This is a genomic window from Arthrobacter sp. CAU 1506, assembly GCF_005047635.1.
In the GTDB taxonomy this organism is placed as follows: domain Bacteria; phylum Actinomycetota; class Actinomycetes; order Actinomycetales; family Micrococcaceae; genus Crystallibacter.
In genome coordinates this window covers 482,986-499,221 of the sequence record NZ_SUKC01000002.1, presented here as the reverse complement: position 1 = coordinate 499,221, position 16,236 = coordinate 482,986, and the positions used below count along the sequence as shown (strand labels likewise).

The 16,236-nt window shown below is 67.4% G+C and carries 14 protein-coding genes; 3 read left to right on the top strand and 11 right to left on the bottom strand.

Annotated features, from left to right (window positions below):
* Positions 1-10: 10 nt before the first annotated feature.
* From E4J89_RS05035 to E4J89_RS04990, 10 genes are all read right to left on the bottom strand, one after another.
* Positions 11-1,069: a DUF222 domain-containing protein gene (locus tag E4J89_RS05035; protein WP_136784979.1), complete on the bottom strand. Its 1,059-nt coding sequence runs from the start codon at positions 1,067-1,069 to the stop codon at positions 11-13.
* Positions 1,070-1,704: 635 nt separating this feature from the next.
* Entirely contained in the window at positions 1,705-2,850 is a 1,146-nt protein-coding gene (gene asd / locus E4J89_RS05030) for an aspartate-semialdehyde dehydrogenase (RefSeq protein ID WP_136784978.1), read from the bottom strand.
* Positions 2,851-3,115: 265 nt separating this feature from the next.
* Positions 3,116-3,799 (bottom strand): dihydrofolate reductase, encoded by a 684-nt coding sequence (locus tag E4J89_RS05025; protein ID WP_136784977.1) that lies wholly within the window; start codon positions 3,797-3,799, stop codon positions 3,116-3,118.
* Positions 3,796-4,557 carry a thymidylate synthase gene (locus tag E4J89_RS05020; protein WP_240691718.1) on the bottom strand — a complete coding sequence of 254 codons (762 nt, stop codon included), beginning with the start codon at positions 4,555-4,557 and terminating at the stop codon, positions 3,796-3,798. Before E4J89_RS05020 ends, E4J89_RS05025 begins: the two co-directional genes overlap by 4 nt.
* A 212-nt stretch (positions 4,558-4,769) precedes the next feature.
* Positions 4,770-5,177, bottom strand: coding sequence for a GntR family transcriptional regulator (locus tag E4J89_RS05015; RefSeq protein WP_136784975.1), 408 nt, complete (start codon positions 5,175-5,177; stop codon positions 4,770-4,772).
* Positions 5,174-7,129 carry a hypothetical protein gene (locus E4J89_RS05010; RefSeq protein ID WP_136784974.1) on the bottom strand — a complete coding sequence of 652 codons (1,956 nt, stop codon included), beginning with the start codon at positions 7,127-7,129 and terminating at the stop codon, positions 5,174-5,176. The genes E4J89_RS05015 and E4J89_RS05010 overlap by 4 nt, the downstream gene beginning before the upstream one ends.
* A gap of 72 nt (positions 7,130-7,201) precedes the next feature.
* A complete protein-coding gene (locus tag E4J89_RS05005; RefSeq protein ID WP_136784973.1) occupies positions 7,202-8,161 on the bottom strand; it encodes an NUDIX hydrolase in 960 nt (319 codons plus the stop codon).
* Entirely contained in the window at positions 8,161-10,383 is a 2,223-nt protein-coding gene (locus tag E4J89_RS05000) for an RNA degradosome polyphosphate kinase (protein ID WP_136784972.1), read from the bottom strand. The genes E4J89_RS05005 and E4J89_RS05000 overlap by 1 nt, the downstream gene beginning before the upstream one ends.
* A gap of 72 nt (positions 10,384-10,455) precedes the next feature.
* Entirely contained in the window at positions 10,456-11,436 is a 981-nt protein-coding gene (gene mshD / locus E4J89_RS04995) for a mycothiol synthase (RefSeq protein WP_136784971.1), read from the bottom strand.
* Positions 11,437-11,723: 287 nt separating this feature from the next.
* Positions 11,724-12,428: a response regulator transcription factor gene (locus E4J89_RS04990; RefSeq protein WP_136784970.1), complete on the bottom strand. Its 705-nt coding sequence runs from the start codon at positions 12,426-12,428 to the stop codon at positions 11,724-11,726.
* A gap of 152 nt (positions 12,429-12,580) precedes the next feature.
* On the opposite strand from E4J89_RS04990, the gene E4J89_RS04985 reads away from it, so the two are divergent.
* The 3 genes from E4J89_RS04985 (at position 12,581) to E4J89_RS04975 (ending at position 15,506) form a co-directional block, all read left to right on the top strand.
* Positions 12,581-13,333 carry a hypothetical protein gene (locus E4J89_RS04985; protein ID WP_240691707.1) on the top strand — a complete coding sequence of 251 codons (753 nt, stop codon included), beginning with the start codon at positions 12,581-12,583 and terminating at the stop codon, positions 13,331-13,333.
* A gap of 255 nt (positions 13,334-13,588) precedes the next feature.
* Positions 13,589-14,191 carry an FABP family protein gene (locus tag E4J89_RS04980; protein WP_136784969.1) on the top strand — a complete coding sequence of 201 codons (603 nt, stop codon included), beginning with the start codon at positions 13,589-13,591 and terminating at the stop codon, positions 14,189-14,191.
* A 232-nt stretch (positions 14,192-14,423) separates the two neighbouring features.
* On the top strand, positions 14,424-15,506 hold the full coding sequence (locus E4J89_RS04975; protein WP_136784968.1) for a glycine cleavage T C-terminal barrel domain-containing protein: 1,083 nt from the start codon (positions 14,424-14,426) through the stop codon (positions 15,504-15,506).
* A gap of 19 nt (positions 15,507-15,525) precedes the next feature.
* On the opposite strand, the gene E4J89_RS04970 is transcribed toward E4J89_RS04975, so the two are convergent.
* Positions 15,526-16,227 (bottom strand): GNAT family N-acetyltransferase, encoded by a 702-nt coding sequence (locus tag E4J89_RS04970; protein ID WP_136784967.1) that lies wholly within the window; start codon positions 16,225-16,227, stop codon positions 15,526-15,528.
* Between the last annotated feature and the right edge of the window lie 9 nt (positions 16,228-16,236).

The following is a 16,236-nucleotide window of genomic DNA, read 5'->3' as shown; positions in this document are numbered from 1 at the left end:
GTGCACTGGTTCAACCATCAGCGTCTCCATTCATCCATCGGCTACCAGAGCCCGATAGAGTACGAACACCATTTCCACCTGAACCGCACCCGGGAACCCCTGAGTGCGTGAATCCCGAGCCTCTACGAAACCCAGCACAGTTCAGTTTCCGGGCGTGGGCCTGCATCAGGTTGTAGGCGAGCAGGGCTTTGTCCGCTGAGGTGCGGATGAACAGTTCGGCCATGCCGTCGTCCTGCGGCAGGTATTGGACGGTGCGCCGTTCCATCGCGGCCCGGTGCCGTGTCTCCAAGGGCACGGGGTGGAGCTGGTCGCGGGCGGTGCGGGCCCGGGCGTGGACGGATTCGAGGGTGATGGTCCCGGCGCCGGGCAGCACCGTGTTCTCGTACTCGGCCAGGGTCTCCGGGGGCAGGTCGGCGCCTTTGCGGGCGATCGCCGTGGCGCGGGGCAGGTCGATGGCACCCTGGTCGAGGGCGGCCAGGGTGGCGGGCAGGTGGGTGCCGAGCTGGTGCGCGTCGGCCAGGTCCGCGGCCGCCTGCCGCCGGGGCACGCCGAGGATCGGGGCGAGTTCCTGCGCGGCGTGCCGGGAAATCCCGTCCGGGGCGCCGGCGTCGGCGCCGGCGTCGGCGCCGGTGGCCGGCCGGAGCACGGCCATGCGGTGCAGGCCGCGGGTGCGGCGGGACTGGGTCCAGGCCTCGTGTTTGCCGACGGCTTTGAGGTATTCCAGCGTGGACCAGTCGTCCAGGGTCCCGGGGTCGGTGCCGGCGAGCAGCCCGGCCAGTTCCGCCGGTTCCAGCTCCCGCCAGTCCTCCTCCCACAACTCCCGCCCCGCCGGCGACCCCACCGCGGTATCGTCTTCGGGACCGGCGATGTCAGGATCTTCGGCGGCTTCAGGGGCAGGTTCAACGGCGGCAGAATCTGATAATGTGCGGTCCTCCGCCATGGCAGGACCGGCCGCAGACTGAGCCGAAGCGGTTGGGTCGGGTTTGGCTTCCGACACCTCGTCGGGCGTGGCTGCGGAGCCGGAGTGTTCCTCCGGCTCCTGTGCCTCGTCCAAAGGTTCCGCTGCCATACTTCAACGCTACGCAGCGCAAGCTCCGGGTAGAACGGACGTTCGACGTATGTGCACAAACACCCGCTGGCAGGTGCCTGTGGAGGGCAAGTCAACGCCAGAAGACTGGTCTGTGGAGTACATGACGGCTTGGGGACGAAGCAGGCCTGTGCAGGCCAACAGCCCCGGAGTGGCTCATGATCGTCGATGGTTCACGCAAGAGGCAATGAAAGGTCAGACGCCGCGGAAATGAAGCGCCGTGGGGCTGCTTGCGGGCAAGGCGCGCTTGCGCTCACGTGGCCAGCTAAGGGGCACGTGAGCCGAGTTTGCAGCCCGGGCACGCGGTCGGCTTGGAAACGGAGCCGCGCTTGAGAACGCGCGGTCGGCTTGGAAACGGAGCCGCGCTTGAGAACGCGCGGTCGGCTTGGGCTCGGAGCCGCGCTTGAGAACACGCGGTCGGCGTGGGCACAAGGTGAGGGGCTGAACATAACAGCGGGAGCCCGTCCCACAAAGGGACGGGCACCACAGGATTTAGTCCACCAGCGTGGCGGGCTGCCCTAAGAGGCAACGGCCCCCAAGACCCATCTGCCCCAAGGGGCCGGCCGTCATAAGGCACGGCCACCTCAAGGCCCTGGAGCCTCGAGGTGCTGGCTGTCCTAAAGGTTGCCGGTGGCGATGCGCAGCATGCGGCGCAGCGGCTCCGCGGCGCCCCACAGGAGCTGGTCGCCGACGGTGAAGGCGCTGATGTATTCGGGGCCCATTTCCAGCTTGCGGATGCGGCCAACCGGGATTTCCAGGGTGCCGCTGGCAGCCACAGGGGTGAGCTGCTCCATGGTGGCTTCCTTGGTGTTCGGCACAACGCGGGACCACTCGTTGTCGGCGTCGATGATCCGCTCGATTTCGGCCACCGGCAGGTCTTCGGTGAGTTTCAAGGTCAGGGCCTGCGAGTGGGATCGCATGGCGCCGATGCGTACACACAGACCGTCAAACGGGATGCGCTTGTCATTGCTAAGCCCCAGGATCTTATTCGTCTCCGCCGGGGCCTTCCACTCTTCCTTGGACTGCCCGTTGCCCAGGTCCTTGTCGATCCACGGGATCACGGACCCGGCCAGCGGCACGCCGAACTGGGAGGAATCCAGCTCCGGGTTGCGCTGCAGGGCCAGGACCTTGCGGTCGATTTCCAGGATCGCGGAGGCGGGGTCCGCCAGTTCCGCGGTCACGGCGGCGTTGAGCGAACCGAACTGGTTCAGCAGCTCGCGCATGTGCCGTGCACCGCCGCCGGAGGCTGCCTGGTAGGTCATGGAGGTTCCCCACTCCACCAAGCCGTTCTTGAACAGCCCGCCCAGGCCCATGAGCATGCAGGAAACGGTGCAGTTGCCACCGATGAATTCCTTGACGCCGCGGGCCAGCCCGGCGTCGATCACGTCACGGTTCACCGGATCCAACACGATGATGGAGCTGTCCTGCATCCGCAGCGTGGACGCGGCGTCAATCCACAGGCCGTCCCAGCCAGCATCGCGCAGCTTGGGGTAGACCTCGGAGGTGTAGTCCCCGCCCTGCGCAGTGACGATGATCGGCAGCTTGGCGAGCGTCTCGACGTCGTACGCGTCCTGCAGTTTGCCCGCGCCTGCAGCGAAGGCCGGGGCATCGCCGCCGGCGTTCGATGTGGAGAAGAAGACGGGGTTGATCAGGTCGAAGTCGCCTTCATCCTGCATGCGCTGCATGAGGACGGAACCGACCATGCCGCGCCAACCGATCAGGCCGACGGACTGTGTAGATGAAGTGGCTGCGGGGGAACTCATGCCATCTAGTTTACGGGCAGGGTCAATTTGGATGCCCGTGAGTTACGTGAAGCCAGGGCGCGAATCCGCGGCAAACGTACGCCTCCAAGGCACGCGTACGACGGCGGGGCGTCCCCTTCGTGCCGACGCGTCCCCTTTCGTGCCGACGGCGTGATGGTGCGGTCGGCGGCGCTGGGGGCCTAACCTGGGGGCCTAACACTCTGCGGTGTTCGGTGCGGCCCCCGGCACCGGGACCCCCACACTTCGCTGTGCGGCGAGACAGGGACTACTGCGCCCGGCCGTTGTTCCCGAGGACCCAAAGCGAGATGCGGTAGCGGGTGCCGTTGGCCCCGGTGCTCCAGCCCTCGGTGGGGGAGACGCCGTCGAACTTCCATTCCGGGCCTAGCTGCGGCGCGTAGGTGTCGCCGTCGGTCTCCATGTCAATAACGGTGACCGATGCAGCGTTGGCATGCTGTGTGGCGAGGTTGAAGATCTCGCCGCCGCCAAGGATCCAGATTTCGTCGCTGCCTGGACTGGCGGCGGCTGCGGCCATCGCGTCTTCCACGGATTCGACCACGACGGCGCCCTCGGCGGCCAGTTGGTCGCGCATTTCCGGCCGGCGGCTGATCACAATGTTGGTGCGCCCGGGCAGCGGCCGGTACTTGTCCGGGAAGGATTCCCACGTTTTGCGGCCCATGATCACGGGATGGTTGAGCGTGGTCCGTTTGAAGTGCGCCAGGTCTTCGGGCAGATGCCACGGCATGCCGCCGTCGCGGCCGATCACGCCGTTGGTGGTCTGGGCCCAGATCATGCCGACGACGGGCGCCGCCAGCGGCTGGGGCTGTCCGGCGTCGGTGGCTGATGCGGCGGTCACGGCCTCGGCGACGCTGTCCGGATAGGGGCGCGGGGCGCGGGCAGCATCAGCGGCGCCGGAGTTGTTGCCGGCGTTAGCACCACCTTCGGCGCTCATACGGCCACCGGTGCCTTGATGGCCGGGTGATGCTGGTAGTTCGCCACGTCGAAGTCCTCCAGCGAGTAGTCGAAAATGCTCTCCGGCTTCCGCAGGAAGTTGAGCGTGGGGTACGGATAGGGCTCGCGCGATAGCTGTTCGCGGACCTGGTCCACATGGTCGTCGTAGACGTGCACATCGCCGCCGGTCCAGATGAATTCGCCCGGCTCCAGGCCCACCTGCTGCGCCAGCATCAGGGTGAGCAACGCGTAGGATGCGATGTTGAACGGCACGCCCAGGAACATATCCGCGCTGCGCTGGTACAGCTGGCAGGAGAGCTTGCCGTCCGCCACGTAGAACTGGAAGAACGCGTGGCACGGCGGCAGCGCCATGTTCTTGATCTCCGCGACGTTCCACGCGGAGACGATGTGCCGGCGCGAATCCGGATTGTTCTTCAGGTCCTCCACCAGGTTGGCGATCTGGTCGATATGCCCGCCGTCGGGCGTGGGCCAAGAGCGCCACTGCACGCCGTAGACCGGACCGAGCTCGCCGTCGGCGTCGGCCCATTCATTCCAGATCTTGACGCCGCGTTCCTGCAGCCATTTCGCGTTCGAGTCGCCGCGCAGGAACCACAGCAGCTCCAGCGCCACGGACTTGAAATGCACGCGCTTGGTGGTGATCAGCGGGAAACCCTGGGCCAGGTCATAGCGGATCTGGCGGCCAAAGACACTGCGCGTGCCGGTGCCGGTGCGGTCCGATTTGGCCGTGCCGTTGGCCATCACGTCGCGCAGCAGGTCTTCATACGGGGTGGGAATCGCGTTCACAGCGTCCAGTGTAGTTGAGGGGTGCGCCGGCAGTTGTTCGCGGAGTGGGGCCCGCGGCGAGGGCGTCGAGGGTGAGGCGATGGACTGCGGCGTGGGCCCAAGCGAGGGCGTCGCGCGTCCCGCGGGTGAGGTTTACGGAGCGGCCGGTGCGCTTTCCGGGGCGAGGTCTACGGCGCGGTCGGTGGGGTTCCGTGTGGGTGCTGCAGTTGGCCGCGGACCAGGTTCAAGACCGTCTCATCGTCCAGTCCTGCAGTCCGGGCAGCATGCACCAAATGGACGACGGCGGCGCTCACCTCGGCAGAGCCGGCTGCGGTTTTGCGCATGGCGGCTGCCGTCTCGGCCACGGTAGTGCCATGGCGCCGGCGGCTGATGAGCAGGCCTGCTGCCTCAAGCTCCTTGTACGCGCGGGCCACGGTACCCGCGGCCACACCCAGATCCGCCGCCAGGCTGCGCACCGGGGGCAGCCGTTGTCCGGCGGCCAACATGCCAACCGCGATGAGCGAGGCGACCTGGCTGCGGATCTGCTCGTACGGCGGCGTCGGCGCCGCCAGGTCTACCCGGATCTGCGTGCTCATGGCGTGCGGTCCTGGCGGGCAGAGGGCTGCTCGTGGGTCCGGCCGGTGGCGGGCAGACGGTGGTCCTGGCCGGGGCCTGGCGGTCCGCTCTCGGCGTCGGCGGAATCGTGCGAGACGGGGTTGTCCGAATTGTGCGAGCCGAGGTCGCCGGAGTGGTGCGCTACGGGATGGCCGATATGGCCTGCCACCGACCGGCGGGGCCGCGATGCGGACGGGAGAAGTGCCAGCACAACGGCGGCAAGGTAGAGCACTGCCGTGGTGATGCGGAGCGCTGTGTGCAGGCCGGGGGACAGTTGATGGACGTACAGCGAGATGCGTCCGTCCAGGACCCAGCCCCAGGCGGCGGGGTGTACGAGGAGCAGTTGGGCGGTTAGGGCGAACAGCCCGGCTGCGGTTATTCGCGTCACACGGAAGGCGGAAGCCCGGCGGAGCATGTTGTCTGCCTCCGGCGTTGCCTCGAACAATCGGGGACGGCGGTGCACCAACAGGACGGCGGCCGCGCAGAACAGGAGCAGGCCAATACAGGCCACGGCGAAAGCCGCCAGCAGGTCGGGCTGTCCGCCAGGAGCGGCAGCATTGAAGCCGATGGCGACTGCCAGCAGCACCGCGCCACCGGCTGCGGCGGCAAGAAGCGGGCGTGGAACCAGACGGGCCGCAGACGCGGGGCGGTCGTATCCAGTCCAGCCGGAAGCGGGCTGGTGGGACGATCTGGTGTGGCCACGCCATAGCCGAACCTCTCCGGAGGCAATAACGGCCACAAACACGGTCACCGGAACGGCAAATGCCAGAGGCAGCAAGAGTAGGGGCGAAGCGGGGAAGACCGGGTTTCCGGTGTCAGCAACGGTTGCCGGGGGACCAACGAAACTAGCCCAGCCACCGACAGCCAATAACGCAACTACGGTGAAGACCACCGCGACCGTATGCATGGAATCGGTGATCTCCTGCCCCGCGGCGTAGCTGCCACGGTAGATGATCTGCCGGCGCGGAGCGCCATCGGGTGCCAGCAGGGGTGGGCGCCACAGGGCCATGGCGATCATCAGTGCGACCGTGAGCCAGCCTGCCAGTTGCTGGGCAGGTTCCCAGCCGGTCATCGGTGCGGGTCCGTCGAGGATCAGGGTCGGCGCCTGCTGATTGGCGAAACTGACCGCCATGCCGCCGAGCGAGGCGAAAAGCAGTGTGGCGGTACGGAAGAGGCGGTTGATCAGGACGATGCGCAGGATGCGGTTGTCTTCGCTGTTGAGCGATGCCAGCGGGCGTCGGCGCACGATGTCGGCGGTGGCTGTGGCGACGCCGGCCGCGAGCGTCAGGATGCCGATCAGCAGGATTGGTGCGAAGTAGCTGCCGGGCTGGCGACCGATGTGTTCGCCGGTGACCTCAACACCGTCAAAGGTTTGGGTGCCGCTGAAGCCCTCGATGCCCGGCAGGTCCCAGACCGCCACCGTCGTGGCAACGGCCAGCACGCACGCCGCGGTCATCACCACCAGCAGCGCCCGCGGGATGTAGTCGCGGAGGCGCCGGAGGGTGATGTCGGCACGGCGCACGTTGCCGCGGGGCCTTGGCCAGGTGTACTGGCCAATGATGTAGATTCCGGCCAGGCTGACAAGAGGCACCAGGACGGTCAGCAAGTCCGCCAGCCAAGATGGCGCTGCCGTGTTTCCGGCGTAGTAGGCGGCCGGAATGTCACCCACCTTGGAGGCCGCAGAGAGTCCGCTGGCAAAAAACGCGATAATGGCCGTCCAGAACGCATGCATCCGGGCCGCATCTCGCGCGGACTCGTCGGATAGCCCAGAGCCTGCGCCTGAGCCGGGTTGGACACCTGATCCCGAGCCGGAGTGCGGCCCTTCGCTGGCGGCAGCAGCAGGCTCGGCCCTGCCAGCGATGATCCGCAGCACGCCGTAGATGATGACGGCGCCTATCAGCAACCCGACGACAGTGCTGGTCAGTAAGTCCACAGTTCCCCTCAGGCTGTAGCAATGAATCAAGTATTTGATACAAAGTGCTAAGGCGTCAAGGGTGGCCGGGCTTCAGTCGTCGTAGGCGTCGAGGATTTCCATCGCCACAATTTTTCCATGCTGCTTTTTCGAGATGTGGCAGACCAGCACGGCGCCGGGCCGCAGATAGGGGTCCTCGGTGGGCAGCTTCTCGGCCAGCACCGGGTCCATCCGGTCGGCAAGGACCTTGAACAGGTTCGGCAGCACGGGCCGGTGGGTGCAGACGGCCGTCGGCTTGCCCTTCTCCAACATCTGGAACAGTGCGGCGCGGGCCTTTTTCGGGTTGCGCTCATTGTTGTGTTCGGTAATCGCGTCCACGGTCCGCAGCTTGGTCTGCGTGTGCAACACGTACGGCGTGACGGTCTGCACGCAGCGCAGCCAGGGGCTGGAAACGATGCGCTTGGGCTTCCAGGCGGACAGCATCCGGCAGACCGCCAGGGCCTGCCGCCGCCCCGTCGCCACCAGCGGGCGCTCGCCCTCGGCCTGTGACCAGGCGGACCGCGGTTTGGCCTTGGCGTGGCGGACGACGACGAACGGATAGGTATCCAGTTCGTTCAGCCGGTGTGCTTCCACCAGCGCGTCCAGCGGTTCGACGTCGGAAGGGTTGCTCAGCAGTTCGCGTGCCTTGGCCGGTGCGCACCAGAGCACGCGGTCCACTTCGTTGCCGTCGGGAACCGGGTCCTGCTTGTCCAGCTTGGCAGCCCAGTAAAGCACCTGCTTGAGCCCGGGGTTCACCCGGTAGTAGATGGTGGGCAACGGAATGCCCAGCCGGACCTGCACGCCGATTTCCTCGTCGACCTCGCGAACGGCGCACTCGGGTGTGGTTTCGCCGCTGTTCAGTTTGCCCTTGGGCCAGGACCAGTCGTCGTAACGCGGACGGTGGATCAGCAGCACCTCTAGCCGGCCCTGGCGGACGCGCCAACACAGGGCCCCCGCAGCGGTGACTTTGACGCCCGGGGGAGCGCCGGCGTCGTCGGTTTTGTTCTGCGTCATCAGCGGCGGGTGAGGGTGCGCTGGCGGGACCGGGAGGCGAGCAGCCAGGACTGGATGTCCGAGAGCGGGTTGCCGTCGTCGTCCTTGTGGTGCCGGGTCCACGCCCCGTCGCTGTCCAGATGCCAGCTGGCGGTGCCCGGGTCCATGTACCGGTCCAACAGGGCCAGCAGGTCGTTGATGTCCTCCCTCGAGTTCAGCTGCACCAGGGCCTCCACACGGCGGTCCAGGTTACGGTGCATCATGTCCGCGGAGCCGATGTAGACCACCGGGTCGCCGCCGTTGGCGAAGCCGAACACGCGGGAGTGCTCCAGGAAGCGGCCCAGGATGGAGCGGACGCGGATGTTCTCGCTGAGCCCCGGCACGCCCGGGCGCACCGCGCAGATGCCGCGCACAATCACGTCCACCTTCACACCGGCCTGCGAGGCACGGTAGAGCGAGTCGATGATGGCCTCGTCCACCATGGAATTCACCTTGATCACCACGCGCGCGGCCAGGCCGGCCTTGCTGTTGGCGATTTCCTTCTCGATCCGGTCAATCAGTCCCGACCGCACGGAACGCGGTGCCACCAGCAGGCGTTTGAAGGTGGACTTCGGCGCGTAGCCGGAGAGCTGGTTGAACAGCTTGGAGAGGTCTTCGCCCACCTGGTAATTGGCCGTTAACAGGCCAAGGTCCTCGTAATAGCGGGCGGTGCGCGGATGGTAGTTGCCGGTGCCGATGTGGCAGTAGCGCCGCAGCCCGTCGCCCTCCTGGCGCACCACCAGCGAGAGCTTGCAGTGCGTCTTCAGGCCCACGATGCCGTAAACCACGTGGACGCCGGCCTGCTCCAGCTTTCGGGCCCAGTCGATGTTGGCCTGCTCGTCGAACCGGGCCTTGATCTCCACCAAGGCCAGCACCTGCTTGCCGGCTTCGGCGGCGTCGATCAGCGCATCCACGATCGGTGAATCGCCCGACGTCCGGTACAGGGTCTGCTTGATCGCCTGGACCTTCGGATCGGCGGCGGCCTGTTCCAGGAAGGCCTGCACCGAAGTGGAGAACGAGTCGTAGGGATGGTGCAGCAGGATGTCGCGTCGGCGCATGGCGGCGAACACATTCGCGGCCTTGGAGGTTTCGCTCTCGTTCAGGAAGCGGCTGGTATGCGCCAACTGCTTGGGGTACTTCATGTCCGGCCGGTCGATCCGGTAGATGGCCTCCAACCCGCGGAGATCCAGCGGTGCGGGCAGCGCGTACACTTCGGATTCCTCCACGCCGAGCTCGCGCACCAGCAGTTCGCGCACGCTCGGGTTGATGTCCGTGGCCACTTCCAACCTGACCGGCGGTCCGAAGCGGCGGCGCAGCAGTTCCTTTTCCAGCGCCTGGAGCAGGTTCTCGGCGTCGTCCTCTTCGACTTCCAGATCCTCGTTGCGGGTGACCCGGAAGGTGTGGTGCTCCAGCACTTCCATGCCCTGGAAGAGCAGGTCCAGGTGCTGGGCAATGACGTCCTCCAGCGGGATGAACCGCGCGGTGCGGCCCGGGACCGAGCCGGCCCGGGGTCCGTCGACGGCGATCAGCCGGGGCAGCTGGTCCGGCACCTTCAGGCGGGCGAAGAGTTCCTTCTCGCTCACCGGGTTGCGGACAATCACGGCCAGGTTCAGCGAGAGCCCGGAGATGTAGGGGAACGGGTGGGCCGGGTCCACCGCCAGCGGCGTCAGGATCGGGAACACCCGCTCCCGGAACATCACCGACAGCTCGGTGCGGGCCGCCTCGTCCAGCTCATCCCAGCGGACAACGTGGATGTGCTCGTAGGCCAGCGCCGGGCGGATCTGCTCGGCGAAAATCCGGGCATGGCGGTGCTGCAGCTTGTGCGCGGCGACCTTGATCTGTTCCAGCTGCTCGCTCGGCGAGAGCCCGGCCGCGGAGGGGACCGCCAGCCCGGTGGCGATCCGGCGCTTCAGGCCGGCCACCCGGACCATGAAGAACTCGTCCAGGTTCGAGGCGAAGATGGACAGGAAGTTCAGCCGTTCCAGCAAGTAGAGGTCCTCGTCCTCGGCCAGCTCCAGGACCCGGGCGTTGAAGTCCAGCCAGCTGATTTCGCGGTCCAGGAACCGGTCCAGGGTGAAGTTGCCGTCCGGGGTCAGCGAGGGGGCGAACTCCGGAATGTCGATGCGGTCCTGGGTGGCGCGGGCAGGAACCATCTCGGAAGACCCTAAGCGGGGAATGGCTGCGGCTTCAGGTTCGGTGACCATGCTCTCTCCTGCTTACATCGGCGGGCCGGACTCTCCTCTCCTCGAGGCGCCGGGTACCTATAAGATTACCGACTATTGCCCGTCAGCCTGAGCCTGCGCCGCGTACATCACATCCACATCCCAGCGGGTGAAGCCGAGCTTGCGGTACAGCCCCACTGCCGGCTCGTTGTCCGCGTCCACGTAGAGCATGATCGCGTGCTCGCCGGCGTCCTGCAGGTGTTTGATACCGGCGATGGTCAGGGCCTTGCCCAGCCCGGTGCCCTGTGCCTGCGGCGTCACCCCGACCACGTAGACCTCGCCGATCGACGGATGGCTGCCGGTCCGCGGATGGATTTTGGTCCAGTGGAAACCGAGCAGTCCGCCGCCGTCCGGACGCTCCGCCAGCAGGAAGCCGGCCGGGTCGAACCAGTCTTCCGCCATGCGGGCCTGCAAATCGGACAGGGTCATGGCGCCCTGTTCGGGATGGTCGGCGAAGGCGGCGGCGTTCGCGGCCAACCAGGCTTCCTCGTCCTGACCGGGCACGAAGGCTCGGATGACGACGCCGGCCGGCAGCTCGGCGTCGGGCATTCCCGCAGGGTGGGTCAAGCGCATCCGCCACAGCTCGCGCACCGGGGTGAAACCGAAGCGGGCGGCCAGCCGCCCGGCTGCCTCGTGCCCGCCGTGCGACCAGGCCTTCAGATCGGGCAGTTCGGTGTGCTGCTGCACCGCTTCGGCCAGCCGCAGGCCCACACCTTCGCCGCGGTAGGAGGGGTGCACCACCAGTTCCAGGACGCTGTCGGCGCCGGCCGCGGTGGCGAGGCTGACGACGGCGACGCCGGCCAGTGCGCTCGCGGTGGCGGGATCCGAGCGCTCTTCGCCGGCGTAGGTTGCCAGCACCAGCAAGTCGCCGGATTCCGCGGCGCGCAGGTTTACCCAGGTTTGCTCGGAGAGCGGCGGGTTCCCGTCGGATTCTTCGGCCGCGGCGGCGAGCGCCTTGATGTCCGCGAGGGTCTCGGTGTCAGGGGCGCCCTTGATGGTCAGCACGGGCCACAGGTCGGAATCCGATGCAGTCATGAGCACAGACTATCCGAGCAGGCGGCGGCCGCGGGCTAGCGCGGGCCGCCGCGGGAGGTTGGCGCGCGCAATACGCTCGGCGGGTGCTTGCGCGGGCGTGCTGCCGGGTCCGCGGGGACCGGCTTAGCCCGCGACGTCGGCGGGCGCTTTCCTCGGGCAGGCAGCGGGTCGGCGGCTGGGGCCGTTTGGCGGCTTTAACCGGCGACGTCGGCGGGCGCTTTCCCCGGGCAGGCTGCGGCCCGGGCAGGCTGCGGGTCGGGCAGGCTGCGGGTTCGCCGGGGCCTGCTTTAGCCCGCGATGTCGGCGGGTGCCTCTTCCGAGGCGCGGACCAGCGTGAAGCGGTAGCCGACGTTCCGGACGGTGCCGATCAACTGCTCGTGGTCGGAGCCCATCTTGGCCCGCAGCCGCCGCACGTGCACATCCACTGTGCGGGTGCCGCCGTAGTAGTCGTAGCCCCAGACTTCGTGCAGCAGTTGGTCGCGGGTGAAGACCCGGCCGGGGTGCTGGGCCAGGTACTTGAGCAGCTCGAATTCCTTGTAGGTCAGGTTCAGCGGCTGCCCACCCACCCGCGCCGTGTAGCTGGCCTCGTCGATCACCACACCGGAGGCGTGGATCTCCGTGCTGGTTTCCTCGTCGCCGGCGTGGGCCCGGGCGATCACCAGCCGCAGCCGCGCCTCCACCTCGGCCGGCCCGGCCGTGTCCAGAACCACGTCGTCGGCCAGCCAGTTGGCGCTGACGGCGGCCATGCCGCCTTCCGTGAGGACCAGCATCAGCGGGGCGCCCAGCCCGGTGGCCTTCAGCAGTTGGGTGAGCGAGCGCGCACCGACCAGGTCTTTGCGGGCGTCGACCATCACCACGTCGGCCGGGTCGGTTTCCAGCAGTGCAGTGGGTTCTGCCGGCAGGATGTGGACCTTATGGTTCAGCAGTTCCAGGGCCGGCAGGACGCCAATCGATGAGCCGGGGCTGTTGGTCAACAGCAGAATGTGCGGCATGGTTCCTCCAAGGGGTTTGCGGCGCACATCATCGGGCTTGGCCCGGAAGGTCCTCTCAAAGCAGGCGAACACTGCCGGACGGTGGCACAAGTATAGCGCCCACGGCGTGGACCCCCGCGCGTTCTCGCACCGCCCCTGCGTCATAAGGCAGTATGACTAGCGTGAAAACGTGGATCGTCGCCGTAGCAGCGGCCGCCGTACTGTGCGCCGTCATCGGTGCCTCCTACCTGTCCCTTCCCGTGCTGACGGCCGTAGTGTGCGTTACCGCCGTGGTGATCGGGGTCGGCTGGCCGGTGTTGCTGGAGGTGCCCGCCAAAAAGACCTTGTCGGTGGTCATTTCCTTGGCAGGAATTGCGACGGCGGTGCTCGCCAGCGTGGCCCCCTCCGGCATGCCGCTGATGTGGATGGCCGTGGTGATTGCCCTCGGCGTGATGGCCGTTTTCCTGATCCAGTTGCTCCGCGGAACCGGGCAGCCACACCGGCTTGAATCCACTTTTGGCACCAGCACAGGCTTGGTGCTGACCTCGTTGGGGGCCGGGTGGGTGGCGGCCGAACGGCTCGCCGCCAATGCCGCCAACACGGGCATGATGCTGGTGACCGGCATCAGCATGCTGGTGGCCATCGGCGTCTGCCTGCTGCCCTGGCCGGACCGCATCGTGGCGCCGCTGGGCGTCGTGTTGGCTACGCTGGCGGGGACCCTGGCCGCCCCGCTGTTCTCCAACGTGCCGATGCTTGCCGCAGCAGTCGTAGGCGCCGTCGTCGGCGTCATCTTGGTCTGCTTCCGTCGGCTGATCCTGGCCGGCGGCGGCCCCACCCGGCTGTCGGCGATGCTCGCGGCGGGAGCGGCGCCGGTGATGTCTGCCGGTTCGCTGGTCTACTTCCTGGAGCGGATGCTGCTGCGCTGATCAAGCCGCGGCCGGGAAACGTGGTGTGTACGGCGCCGGCAGGTGCGCCCGAATGATCGAGGTCACAGCGGGTGGTTACGTCGCAAGCAGGCATCGTTCCGTCCGGCCCGTTACTATGGAGCCATGTCGTATCTCGGTCTTGAAATCGCCTTCCTTTCCCTGCTGGTCCTCGCCGGCCTGTCCATTGCAGCTGTCGCCTCGCTGGTGGTCGTCCGCCTGTTCAAGGGCCAGAAGTAAGCGGCCCGTCGCTTCATCATGCCGATTGAACTGCCCACGGAGCTGACCCCGGAACTGGTGCCGCTGTCATGGCTTCTCGGTACCTGGGAAGGTGCTGGCCGGCTGGGCGCGGGCGAGGAGGAGGACGAACACTTCGTCCAGAAGGCCACGTTCACGCAGAACGGCCTGCCCTACCTGCAGTACACCGCCGAAAGCTGGCTCACCGATGAGGACGGCAACCGGTTGCGGCCGTTGTCGGTGGAAACCGGCTTCTGGGCGCTCGACCGCAAACTCAATGACGCCGACGTCGGACCGGGCCTGGTCCCGGCGGACATTGTGCCGGCTTTGAAATCAGCGGACGAAGTCGAAGAGCTGCGTAACGCCGACGGCGGCTTCGACATCACCGCCACCATCGTGCACCCGGGCGGCATCTCCGAGCTTTACTATGGCCAGATCAAGGGCCCGCGCGTGCAGCTGAGCACGGACATGGTCATGCGCGGATCGCAGTCCAAGGACTACAGCGCGGCCACCCGGATCTTCGGCCTGGTCAACAATGACCTTTACTGGCGCTGGGACGTGGCCGCGGCCAAGGGCAAAGACCTGGCCCCGCACGCCTCGGCCATCCTCACCAAGCGCCCCTGATCTTCAAGCGCCCCTGAGCCGCTGGCGCCCTCAATCACGGGCGACCTCAACCACGAGCGACCTCGCCTGCCGGGACGGCACATCTGGCCCCTCCAGGTCGCCGGGCAGGCACCGCTCAGAAGCCGATATTGATCGAAACCGGCACCGCCAGAAACCGTCACCGCCAGGGGCCGATACCGTTGGAGGCCGGCCCCTCGGGAATTCGGCACCGCCGTCAGGAGTTGATGCCAATATGACTTACCGCAGCCCCTTGCTTCTGCAGACCGGCGCCGTCGAAGCCTCCGGAGCCGACGCCGGCGTAGCCGCCCATTATTCCGACCCGCTGCGCGAACAGCGGGCGCTGGCGCGCGGCGAAGCCGTGGTGGACCTGTCGCACCGCGGTGTGGTGACCGTGGCCGGCGAGGACCGGCTGAGCTGGCTGAACACCCTTTCTTCGCAGTTGCTGCTGAACCTGCAGCCGGGGCAGTCCAGCGAGGCTCTGCTGCTCACCGTGCAGGGCCGGATCGAATACGACGCCCGGATTGTGGACGACGGCGAACGCACCTGGCTGATTGTCGAGTCCTTCGAGGCCGCGCCGCTGGCCGCCTGGCTGGACTCGATGAAGTTCATGCTGCGGGTCGACGTCGCCGATGTCACCGCGGACTGGGCCGTGGTCGGTTCGGTCAAACCGGTGCCGGCGTTCGACGGCAGGACTGTGTGGCAGGACCCGTGGCCGCAGATCGGCGTTGGCGGCTATGCCTACACCGGGATCAACGAACCCCAGCACCCCGGCCTGGAGCGGACTTGGTACGAGTATCTGCTGCCGGCCGACGAACTTGAGGCTGCCGTTACCGGCCTGCAGCTGGCCGGCGTCTGGGCGGCAGAGGCACTGCGGATCGCGGCCTGGCGCCCGCGGTTCGGCGCCGAGACGGACGAGAAAACCATTCCGCATGAGCTCGATCTGCTCCGCACCGCCGTGCACTTGGCCAAGGGCTGCTACAAGGGCCAGGAGACCATTGCCCGCGTGCACAACCTTGGCCATCCGCCGCGCCGGCTGGTGTTCCTCCAGTTGGACGGCTCCCAGCACACGCTTCCTGCCCCGGGCAGCGACGTCCTGCTCGGCGACAAGCGGGTCGGTGCCATTACCTCCGCGGCACAGCATTACGAAATGGGGCCGATTGCCTTGGCAGTGGTCAAGCGCTCGGCCGATCCGCAGGCGCAGCTGACGGTGGTGGACGACGGCGAGAGCTATGACGCCGCCCAGGAAGTCATCGTCACCACCGACGCCGGCCAGGTGGTCGGCCGGCAGACCGGGTTCTTGCGCGCGCCGCGCTGAGTCTCAGTCCTTCGGCGTTTTAGCCCTTCGGCAGGATCACCGACGTCTGGGTGCCGGCGTCCCAGAAGCCCAGGCTGGCGGCCAGTGCGCGGGAGGCTTCATTCGCTTCATGCGAGCGCCACTGCGGGATCAGCCCGGAGGAGAGCGCCTCGTGGCCGGCGATTGCCGCGATCAGCGCCCCGGCGCCGCGGCGCCGGTAGGTAGGCGCAGTCAGCACACTCAGGTTGGCCAGGATCTGCTGCCATTCCTTGTAGCCGGCGCCGGCCATCGGCGTGCTGCCGTCCAGCAGCACAAAGGACTTGTCCATGCCGGCCAGCCCCACTTCGTGGTTGTCGTCCGGCGGGCACATGGCCTCCAGACGGGCGACGTCACTGCCCGCAGTGGACACCGTGGCCTCCCGTTCGGGTTGCACCACCGGCATATCGTCCGCGTAGGACAGCACCGCCTTGCCCAGCCCGTGGCCGCCGTGCTCCCGGCTCACCTGCATCAGCGTTTGGTACTCGGTGAGCTCGTCGTCCGAGTAGGGGGCGGCCGCTTCCACCGCCCATTCCGGGCCGACCAATGCGGATCTGTCGAACAGGCGCACAAAGGTGAGCGCACCGGCGTCGTTGTTGATCTTGGTCAGCCGGCCCCCGCCCGAGGCGAAGGCGTTGTCGGCAAACCCCAGCAAACGTGCCCACGCCAGCAGCACAATGTCGGCTGTTCCTGCGTCCAATCGCATACCGGCCAG

What these genes read in the sequence shown, in the direction of transcription:
- E4J89_RS05025 (WP_136784977.1), bottom strand. Translation starts at nt 3,799, where the DNA reads ATGAGCGCCGAAGGTGGTGCTAACGCCGGCAACAACTCCGGCGCCGCT.
- mshD (WP_136784971.1), bottom strand. Translation starts at nt 11,436, where the DNA reads ATGACTGCATCGGATTCCGACCTGTGGCCCGTGCTGACCATCAAGGGC.
- E4J89_RS05000 (WP_136784972.1), bottom strand. Translation starts at nt 10,383, where the DNA reads ATGGTCACCGAACCTGAAGCCGCAGCCATTCCCCGCTTAGGGTCTTCC.
- E4J89_RS05035 (WP_136784979.1), bottom strand. Translation starts at nt 1,069, where the DNA reads ATGGCAGCGGAACCTTTGGACGAGGCACAGGAGCCGGAGGAACACTCC.
- E4J89_RS04990 (WP_136784970.1), bottom strand. Translation starts at nt 12,428, where the DNA reads ATGCCGCACATTCTGCTGTTGACCAACAGCCCCGGCTCATCGATTGGC.
- E4J89_RS05005 (WP_136784973.1), bottom strand. Translation starts at nt 8,161, where the DNA reads ATGACGCAGAACAAAACCGACGACGCCGGCGCTCCCCCGGGCGTCAAA.
- asd (WP_136784978.1), bottom strand. Translation starts at nt 2,850, where the DNA reads ATGAGTTCCCCCGCAGCCACTTCATCTACACAGTCCGTCGGCCTGATC.
- E4J89_RS04975 (WP_136784968.1), top strand. Translation starts at nt 14,424, where the DNA reads ATGACTTACCGCAGCCCCTTGCTTCTGCAGACCGGCGCCGTCGAAGCC.
- E4J89_RS05020 (WP_240691718.1), bottom strand. Translation starts at nt 4,557, where the DNA reads ATGGCCAACGGCACGGCCAAATCGGACCGCACCGGCACCGGCACGCGC.
- E4J89_RS04970 (WP_136784967.1), bottom strand. Translation starts at nt 16,227, where the DNA reads ATGCGATTGGACGCAGGAACAGCCGACATTGTGCTGCTGGCGTGGGCA.
- E4J89_RS04985 (WP_240691707.1), top strand. Translation starts at nt 12,581, where the DNA reads ATGACTAGCGTGAAAACGTGGATCGTCGCCGTAGCAGCGGCCGCCGTA.
- E4J89_RS05015 (WP_136784975.1), bottom strand. Translation starts at nt 5,177, where the DNA reads ATGAGCACGCAGATCCGGGTAGACCTGGCGGCGCCGACGCCGCCGTAC.
- E4J89_RS04980 (WP_136784969.1), top strand. Translation starts at nt 13,589, where the DNA reads ATGCCGATTGAACTGCCCACGGAGCTGACCCCGGAACTGGTGCCGCTG.